At 57.3% G+C, this 9,054-nt stretch carries 9 protein-coding genes; 5 read left to right on the plus strand and 4 right to left on the minus strand.

Features of this window, described 5'->3' with window-relative positions:
• Positions 1–10 precede the first annotated feature (10 nt).
• Together DKW72_RS14610 and sufT are read right to left on the minus strand one after the other, a co-directional pair.
• The gene (locus tag DKW72_RS14610; protein WP_111643122.1) at positions 11–2,065 is read right to left on the minus strand and encodes a TonB-dependent receptor family protein; all 2,055 of its coding nucleotides are present in this window, start codon (positions 2,063–2,065) and stop codon (positions 11–13) included.
• 170 nt (positions 2,066–2,235) lie between these two features.
• A complete protein-coding gene (gene sufT, locus DKW72_RS16615) occupies positions 2,236–3,084 on the minus strand; it encodes a putative Fe-S cluster assembly protein SufT (protein ID WP_111643123.1) in 849 nt (282 codons plus the stop codon).
• Between the two features lie 216 nt (positions 3,085–3,300).
• Here sufT and DKW72_RS14620 point away from each other — a divergent pair, with 216 nt between their 5' ends.
• Genes DKW72_RS14620 through DKW72_RS14640 form a run of 5 tightly spaced genes read left to right on the plus strand, consistent with a single transcriptional unit; the run spans position 3,301 to position 7,577 of the window.
• A complete protein-coding gene (locus tag DKW72_RS14620) occupies positions 3,301–3,615 on the plus strand; it encodes a c-type cytochrome (protein ID WP_198411378.1) in 315 nt (104 codons plus the stop codon).
• A 9-nt stretch (positions 3,616–3,624) separates the two neighbouring features.
• A complete protein-coding gene (locus tag DKW72_RS14625; protein WP_111643125.1) occupies positions 3,625–4,932 on the plus strand; it encodes an NAD(P)/FAD-dependent oxidoreductase in 1,308 nt (435 codons plus the stop codon).
• Positions 4,932–5,996, plus strand: coding sequence for a YeeE/YedE family protein (locus DKW72_RS14630; RefSeq protein WP_111643126.1), 1,065 nt, complete (start codon positions 4,932–4,934; stop codon positions 5,994–5,996). The genes DKW72_RS14625 and DKW72_RS14630 overlap by 1 nt, the downstream gene beginning before the upstream one ends.
• Positions 5,997–6,016: 20 nt before the next feature.
• Positions 6,017–6,769 carry a thiosulfate oxidation carrier protein SoxY gene (locus DKW72_RS14635; protein ID WP_111643127.1) on the plus strand — a complete coding sequence of 251 codons (753 nt, stop codon included), beginning with the start codon at positions 6,017–6,019 and terminating at the stop codon, positions 6,767–6,769.
• Positions 6,770–6,803: 34 nt separating this feature from the next.
• Positions 6,804–7,577, plus strand: a complete 774-nt coding sequence (locus DKW72_RS14640) for a class II glutamine amidotransferase (RefSeq protein ID WP_111643128.1) — start codon at positions 6,804–6,806, stop codon at positions 7,575–7,577.
• 472 nt (positions 7,578–8,049) lie between these two features.
• On the opposite strand, the gene DKW72_RS16440 is transcribed toward DKW72_RS14640, so the two are convergent.
• Together DKW72_RS16440 and DKW72_RS14645 are read right to left on the minus strand one after the other, a co-directional pair.
• Positions 8,050–8,439: a hypothetical protein gene (locus tag DKW72_RS16440; protein ID WP_157960510.1), complete on the minus strand. Its 390-nt coding sequence runs from the start codon at positions 8,437–8,439 to the stop codon at positions 8,050–8,052.
• Between the two features lie 134 nt (positions 8,440–8,573).
• Positions 8,574–9,054, minus strand: a 481-nt coding sequence (locus tag DKW72_RS14645) for a hypothetical protein (protein WP_157960511.1), incomplete at its 5' end; no start/stop codon positions are given.

Below are 9,054 nucleotides of genomic sequence, written 5' to 3' on the forward strand. Positions count from 1 at the left end.
GTGGACGCAATCAGTACCGATACGTCAGCCCGATCTCGAACGAACGCTCCGGCCCCACATAAATACCCTGACGCAAGCCTGTGATGTATTGTTCGTCAGTCAGGTTCTTGATCGCACCCTGAACACGCAACTGCGGGCTCACCTGGTACTGTGCCGTCAGATCAAGCACCGTGTAGGACGGCAATTGCCCCCCCCAGATGCCACCCGCGGCACCGTCGGGAATCTCCACAGTATTTTCCGGGTCACCGTACTGTTCGCCACGGTGAGTCGCGCTCAGCGCTGCCGCGAGATTACCGGCGCTGTAGTTAAGCGACAGGTTAGCCAGATACTCAGGCGCGTAAGGCAAACGATTACCGTCAAGCTCGCCGGTGCGGAATTCCGAAACCGGCACCCAGGTCATATTGGCATCGACACTGAAGCCCTGACCGATGTCATAGGCCACGGCGCCCTCAACACCATAGTGCAGGGTTTCACCGGCATTCGACTGGGACAGGTTGGGATCGGTATTACCGGTCACCACCTGGTTGCTGAAATCCATATAGAACGCAGTAACGTCGTAAGTGAAGTTGCCGGAGCGGCCGCGCACACCCAGCTCCAGGTTATCGGAACGCTCGCCGTCCAGATTCTGATCCGCCAGACCATCCAGCGCTACACCGTTGGACGCCGGTGAAAACGCGCGGTAGTAGCCACCGTACACCTGAGCCACCGAGGCCAGTTGGAAAGTAGCGCCGATGCCGGGCAGGAATTCGGTATTGCGCGTGGTCGCTGAGTCGTTGTTCTGAGTCAGTACGGTGCGGTCCTGCTCGTAAGCTTCTACGCGAAGCCCCGGGGTCACGGTCAGGCGCTCGCTCACCACAAAGCGGTTGTGCACGTAAGCGGCAACGCTTTCAGCAACATCAAGACGGTGGCGATCGTTGGTGCCCGTGCGGTCCTGATTCCGTGTTGCGCGAATACGGGTGTCATTCGCCTCTTCCTTCATGACTCGCAACCCGAACTCAGCCTGGTTTTCCAGTCCAAACAGGGCGTGATCCAACATCAACCGGGACTCGACGCCCAAGCGATCAAAGGTGCGGTTATTGCCGGTCAGGTCGTCGGTATACACCCAGCGACCCGCCTCATTGGACGCGGCGGTATCGACGTTGTAACGCCAGTAATCGCGAGTGACTTCACTCCAGTAGGCCAGGGTTTTCAGGGTCGCGCTTTCACTGATATTCCATTCGTGGTTCAGATCAAAGCCCTTGCGATCTGTCAGGTAGTAATCATCCGGTGCAGGGTTGTAGGTTTCACCGTTCAGATAATCATCCAGAAACAGACCCCGATAGGAGATATTGGCATCGTTCTCGTGCCAGGAGAATTTAAAACCCAGGCTCTGGTTTGCGCCAACACTCACACCGGACTTGAACATCAGGTCACTCATCTCATAACCCTTGTCCATAAAACCGTCGCTGCTCACATGGGTGGCCACAAAGCCGGCAAACGCGTCTTCCGAGGGCGAACGGCCACCGGCTTCGACATTCAGCTCCTGGGTATTCCAGGACCCGACCCGAGCCGTCGCCGCAATGCCGTCATCCGGGGTTTTGGTCACGTAGTTGATCACACCACCGATTGTGGACGGGCCGTAGCGCAGCGACGAAGAGCCCTTGAGTACCTCGATACGCTCCATACGCTGGATACGCGGATTGAAGTAACGGTCGTTGCCGATAAACAGACCCGGCGCTACCGGCACACCGTCTTCCAGTACCAGAGACTTGGACTCACTGGCCGACAGACCGCGTAAGCCGATATTGCTGACGATGGCTGACTCTTCCTCGGTTTTCGCGTTGACCCCGGGAATACGCCGGAGCACATCCTCGGTCGAGGTGGGTTGAACCCGTTCAATCTGCTCGCGATCGACCACCACAGATGCGCCAGTCTGACGCAGAATGGCGTCCTCGTCTGAGCCAACCACCTCCAACGCGGGCATGCGCAAGGGCTCTTGCGCCTGGGCCAGCAAAGAGCCGGGCAGCAATACAGCGGCGATGGCGAGTGCGAGCTTGTTGGGTCCTGGTAGTATCTTTCGCGTCATAAAAACAATCCTGAAAATTGGCGTTGGTTTGAACTCATTACCGCAGGCACCGCTAGACCGGCCTGCGCTTTAAAACGGTAAAGCGATTAAACATCATAATGAGAATCATTGTCAACAACAATATCAATAACAACTTGCTTCTACAACGAGATCAACTACAGGAGGGAAAATCAGAAGAACATGCCGGTTTCCAGCTGCGCCGCCTCGCTCATCATCTCGCGATGCCAGGGCGGGTCAAACACCAACTGCACATCCGTCGACTGCACGTAAGGGACTTCGGCCAACCGGGCTTTGACATCCTCGACCAGCACATCACCCATACCACAGCCCGGCGCGGTGAGTGTCATTTCGACAAAGACATGACGCTTTTCCTGATCAATCTGCAGCTTGTACACCAGCCCCAACTCGACAATATTCACCGGAATCTCCGGGTCATACACGGTGCCCAGTGCCTCCCAAACCTGGGCTTCACTGATCTTGCCATCGCTGGGCACCTCAAAGTCGAGGCTGTTGGAGGCCAGCCCAAGCGCGTCTGCATCCCTGCCCTCTACCCGGATCAGGTTGCCGTGGTAGAGCAGCGTATAACTGGCACCCAGCGCCTGGGTCACCATGGCTTCGGCACCTGGCGGCACCGACAGGGGTTCGCCCGAGGGCACCATCTTGACCTCGCATTCACGCTCAAAGGTGACCGTCTGGCCCTGGGCGTTATGGGGGCGTTTGGCATTGGGCGCGCGCAGCGTAACCTGGCTGGTGTTTTCACCTTTTTTAAGGCCCAGCTCCAGGTCCCTGAGATAGGGCACACTCTTTTTGTCGAGATACACCAGCAGACCATCGCGCTCCAGGCGTACGTCGGTATCCTTTTCCTCGCCGGGGCGGCAATAGGCGAGGCAGGTTTCGGCCCGGCTGGTACCGGCGTTGGTGACAAACAGCTTCACCGCCATTCCGTCAACGCCCTGACGTGCCAGCAAGGCTTGCAGGTGGCGATTGGCATCGTCGGAAATGTGAATTCTCGGTTGCATAGACTCTCCTTCGTTACCCGAATAATACCATCCGCCGCCGCGCTGATAAATACCCGAGTAAAATACTCAGGTATTTGCGTTTCCGTTATAATGCTTCCATATAGTGCTATAAGCACGGCGTATTTGCCTTTGCACGCAAAGCTGGCTAAGGTTTTAACACTCCCGAAAGGGGTAGCAGCTCACAACACCCACCCATAATGCAGAAACCCTATGATTATGCGTAGCCTTCTTTTATTGACCACCGTGTTGGCTCTGACCAGCCAGGGCGCACTTGCCGACGAGCGCCAGGCCGAACGTCAAACGGCGCTTCTGGCCTCCTCCTGCGCCAACTGCCACGGCACCGACGGGCGCGGCACCATGACCCTGGCCGCCATCGCCGGGCGACCGGCGTCGATTCTGGAGTCCCAACTGCTCGCCTTCAAGCACGACGAGAGTGCCGGGGCAACAGTCATGGACCGCATCGCCCAGGGCTATTCCGATGACGAACTCAAAGCCCTGGCGGACTACTTCGCCAATCAACCAGAACTTTAAGGAGGCGCCATGACTCGCTCAACCACAGCTTCACTCAGCGCCTCCCGGCGCACCCTGTTAAAAGGCCTGGGCGCAGGGGCGTTGCTCCCGCTGATCGGCTGCGGCCCTCCGGGTAGTGGCAACGATGCCTCAGGCCCACGGGTCGTGGTGGTGGGCGGCGGCTTTGGCGGTGCCACCGCCGCCAAATACCTGAAACGCTTCTGGCCCAATTTGCAGGTCACGCTGATCGAGCCCAATAAAGTGTTTCATACCTGCCCTTTCTCCAACCTGGTACTCGCGGGCGAGCGACGCATGGAAAGCATCGCCCACAGCTACGATGAATTGAAAAATCATTACGGCGTGCAGGTCATTCACGCCCGCGCCGACGATATCGACCCGGACGGCCACCGCGTGACCCTGGACAACGGCGACCGGCTCACCTACGACCGGCTGGTACTGTCTCCCGGCATCGATATCCGCTGGGACGCGATTGAAGGCTACGACCGCGCCGCCGCCGAGCACGCGCCCCACGCCTGGATGGCGGGTGATCAGACCCAGTTACTGCGGCGCCAACTCGAAGGCATGCCCGATGATGGGGTATTTATCCTGTCAGCACCGGCGGATCCCTTCCGCTGCCCGCCCGGGCCCTACGAGCGCGCCAGTCTGATCGCCCATTACTTTACCCAGCACAAGCCCCGGGCCAAGGTGTTGATCCTCGATGCCAAAGACAACTTCTCCAAGCAGGGCCTGTTCACCTCCGCCTGGCAAGAGCTCTATGGCGACCGTATTGAATGGGTGGGCCTGTCCGGTGACGGTGCCGTCATGCGCGTCGATGCTGAACGCCGGGAAGTGGAAACCGAGTTTGGGTCGATCCATAAAGCCTCAGTGCTCAACGTGGTACCGCCCCAAAAGGCCGGCCTCATTGCGGACCGCGCCGGGGTTACCGACGCCTCCGGCTGGGTGCCGGTGAACCCGAACACCTTTGAGTCCACGCAAGTGAAAGACATCTACGTCGTGGGCGACGCCACCGTGGCCGCACCCATGCCCAAGTCCGGCTTTGTGGCCAACACTCAGGCCAAAGTGGCGGCGGCAGCCATTGTTTCCTCCCTCGAAGGCACGCCCCTGCTCGAGGCGCGCTGGGCCAACACCTGTTACAGCCTGATCAACCCGGAATACGGCATCTCGGTGGCCCATGTGTACAACGTCCAGAACGATCAGATCAGCATCGCCTCGGGCGGCTTGAGCCCCGGCCAGGCACCGGGCACGACCCGACGCCTGGAAGCCGAGTACGCCTACAGTTGGTATAACGCCATCGCCCAGGACACCTGGGGGAGCTGATGATCAACGGGTTGTTTGATGATCCGCTGCAGGCTGTGCTCTGGGGTGGTCTGATCCTCGGGTTACTCTGGGGCCTGGTGGCCCAGCGCAGCCGGTTTTGTTTGTTGCGCGGGCTGGAGCACTACTGGCATCAGGACGACGGGCGCAAACTGCGCGCCTTTGCCATCGCCCTGGCTACTGCCGTGCTCGCCACCCAGGCGCTGGGCCACAGCGCCGAACTGGCCCTGCACCAGACCCACTACCAACCCCGTGCGCTACCGGTGATCGCCATCGGTGTGGGCGGCGTGATCTTCGGCTTCGGTATGGCCCTGGCCAACGGCTGCGGCGCCCGCTCACTGGTGCTACTGGGGAGCGGCAACCTCCGTTCGCTAGTGGTGTTGCTGGTCCTGGGGATCGGTGCCTACATGGCCATGTCCGGGCTGCTCGCGGGCACCCGTCAGTGGCTCGGCGACCTCTGGCGCTGGAACCTACCCGCCACTCACTGGCCTGGCCTGCTCGCCGGTGTGGGCATCGCTGAACCGCTGGCGCGCCTGCTGGTCTCACTCCTTATTGCGCTGCCATTGCTGGTGTGGAGCCTGTCCAGCGCTGCCTTGCGCCGCTCGCCCGCGGACTGGCTCGGCGGCCTGCTGATCGGCCTGTTGGTGACCGCCGGTTGGTGGGTGACCGGCGTACTGGGGGCCGACGACTTCGACCCGACCCCGCTAGCGTCTTTCACGTTTATCGCGCCTATTGGCGACAGCCTGCAATACCTGATGCTCTCCACCGGCACCGCCCTGCGCTTCGGCGTATGTACCGTAGCGGGCATTCTACTCGGCAGCCTGATCGCCGCATTGGCCGGTGGCGATTTTCGCTGGCAGGGCTTTGACGGCCCCGCCCAGATGCGCCGCTACCTGTTGGGTGGCTGGTTGATGGGCGTCGGTGGGGTTCTGGCTCTGGGTTGCAGCATCGGTCAGGGGCTGACCGGATTTTCGACCCTCGCACTCGGCAGCCCCCTGGCCCTGGCGGCCATTATTCTGGGCACACGCCTAGGCCTGGCTCGGGTCAAAAGCCCAAGTGCTCACTGATGTTTTTTTAGGAGTTTGTTGTGATTCAACGTGTTGGTGTTTTGATGGTAACCCTGTTGTTCAGCACCCCGCTTTGGGCCGACAGCCAATGGCAGCGAATCGGCGCGCTACGGGATATTGTCGGCGACGCCCAACCAACCCTCGGCGGTATCGACATCGACCTGCCCCTGGTCGCCGAGAACGGTGGCGAAGTGCCCCTGGCACTGAGCTTTGACGGCGACCTGGCGGACGGCGAACGCATCGTCGAAGTGCGGGTCATCGCCCCGCGCAACCCCAACCCCGAAGTCATCGACTTTCATTTTCACTCCCCCGACGCCCTGCCCGACGTCGCCACCCGCATACGCCTGAGCGAAACCCAAACCGTTTACGCCCTGGCCAAAAGCAGCGCCGACAACTACTGGATTGCCGCCCACGAAACCCGTGTCGCCACCAGCGGCTGCCTGATGGACGATGTTCCCGAAAGCGACATCGTCATGCGCAACCCCCGCGTCGCGCCACCGCGCAACGCCAGGAGCGGAGAACCGGGTCAATACCGCACCCTGATCAACCACCCCATGGAAACCGGCGTTCGCACCGACGGATCGGAGGCACCGCCGCAACAACTGGTGGAAACGCTGACCGTCAGCAACGGCGAAACACCCGTGTTTGGTGCCCGTTTTTACACGGGCACCTCGGCCAACCCCTATGTGACCTTTACCCTGCGCTACCAGGACGCACCGCTGACCTTTCTGTGGCGGGAGCAGACCGGTGAAGAAGTCTCGGTAACGCGTTGATCACATGTGAGTACTACGGGAGAGTCTGCTGACGATGTGTGAACTGCTGGCCATGAGCGCCAACACCCCTACCGACCTGTGCTTCAGCTTTACCGGTTTAACCCGCCGTGGCGGCGAGACCGGCCCCCATAAAGACGGCTGGGGCGTGGCTTTCTATGAAGGGAAAGGGGTGCGCTGTTTTCACGACCCGGACCCCAGCGCCTCCTCACGTATCGCCGAGGTGGTGCAGACCCACCCTATCAAAAGCGAGGTGGCCATTTGCCACATACGTCAGGCCAATGTCGGGGGCGTCTGCTTGGCGAACACCCATCCCTTCACGCGCGAGCTCTGGGGACGCTACTGGGTCTGCGCCCACAATGGTCAGCTGTCGAATTTCTCACCGGTACCGGGCTTCTACGAACCGGTGGGCACCACCGACAGCGAAGCCCTGTTCTGCGCCATCCTCAACCATTTGCGTCAGCAGTGCGACAAAACAACACCCACCAAAGACCTCGTTGACCACCTGGTCGATCTCGCCACGGGCTATGCCCGCGAGGGCGTCTTCAACCTTTTACTGAGTAATGGCGACTGGCTGTTCACCTATTGCTCCACAAAAATGGCCAGTATTACGCGCCGCGCCCCCTTCGGCCCCGCCCGGCTCAAAGACGCTGATGTAATGGTGGACTTCGAATCCGAAACCACACCCAACGATATTGTCAGCGTGATAGTCACCGAGCCACTCACCAGCGATGAGACCTGGGATATCTATCGTCCCGGCGAGTGGCGCTTGTGGCAGAGAGGTGAGGTTGTGATGGCCGGCTGCTCCTGACTAATGCGTCCAATTAAGGCAAGGCATCCTTGGCAGTATCAGGCGGATACCATGTCGGACCAAACACGCTAGGATTCGGGCCTCCGAATCACCTGAATCTACATATAAACACCGTTTAAATAGTCGACTCTTTAGCATTAAAGTGCTTCTTAATACATCGAGCTACTAGTAAATTGTTAATGGAAAACATCACTAGGAGTAGAGCAACAACCAAAAGGCTCATAGTTCTAAACCGATTAATACGCTGAGATCACAGCTCCAACGCTAGTTGAAACAGCTTGACTATAAGGTGGTAACGGATGACTAGTGGATTTCGCTATTGATCAGACCGCGACCAGCGTAAGGAAACACCCGTATCCATACAACCTGCATCTGTAGCATCAGTGAAAACAATGGCATGACCGACATCCGTAATACTGACTGTTAGGCAGGGTCATCCCTAAGGCCATCGATCTTACTCAAATGCAATATGTTATTTAGTAATATTTTGGCGAGCTAACGTACTTCTAAAATAAGCCACCACCAAGTAAAAAGCTAACGCAGCCAGTATTGCAGAAACAATACGGTTATCAAAATAAATTATCGATAGCATCACCGAACCAGAGGAAATCGTAGAAACAAAATATCTGGAAAACCCAAAAAACCCTCCATAAATTTGACCAAACATGTACTTGCTAAGTAAATACAGTGCAGAAAAAGAAAGAGTAAAAATAATATACTTCTGATAATTGTATTCAATATTAAGGCCCAGAGACATACTAGTAACAATACACGGAATACTATAGAACCCTACCGGATGCCAGTTACCCTCATAAACGATTTGATGTATATCCCTATCTTGATCAGAACGACATAATGGCATTGCATATTCCTAAATTCATTGAGCATATGGTGCTATCAGGAAATTGATCCCTAACACCTATTATTTGTGCGTACAATCCGATATCTACCACAAGCATTTCCCACCCACCGCCTGAAGCAGGTACTCAGAGGTGCCTACCGGAGCCACTCATCCAGCTTTTCTGCGATAAAACTCTCGAATTTCTCGATCAACTCCATATTCTCACTTCTAAGGGAATATTGAACTCCAAAACCCTTAATATTTTCTCTAAAATCACACGAGACTATTTCCTCGCCTGTTACACCGGACGCCCCACACAAAGCCACTAGCTCATAATGTTCGTCGATCAACAGCCATCTATTCGGCATCCTGTAGTAGCGCATGTGGTTTGTGTATTCATCTATCTCTTTCTCTAATGTACTCATGTCAAATGTCGACAAAACTGACGCACCAATGTTAGCCAGATCAAGTTGCTCCCCATATAACACGATGCTTACTGCTTTAGAGCCCCTTCTTCTCGGCTGATATTCTTGGATGGAAGACTGTATTTCTTCCTCGGGAAGAATCAGTGCGATCGTTCTAGAGCTGTCATCAAAAATTCCCTCAGGTCCATCTCCCGGTCCGTGGAGCACATAC

It is taken from the genome of Marinimicrobium alkaliphilum (assembly GCF_003259155.1).
GTDB lineage: Bacteria > Pseudomonadota > Gammaproteobacteria > Pseudomonadales > Cellvibrionaceae > Marinimicrobium_A > Marinimicrobium_A alkaliphilum.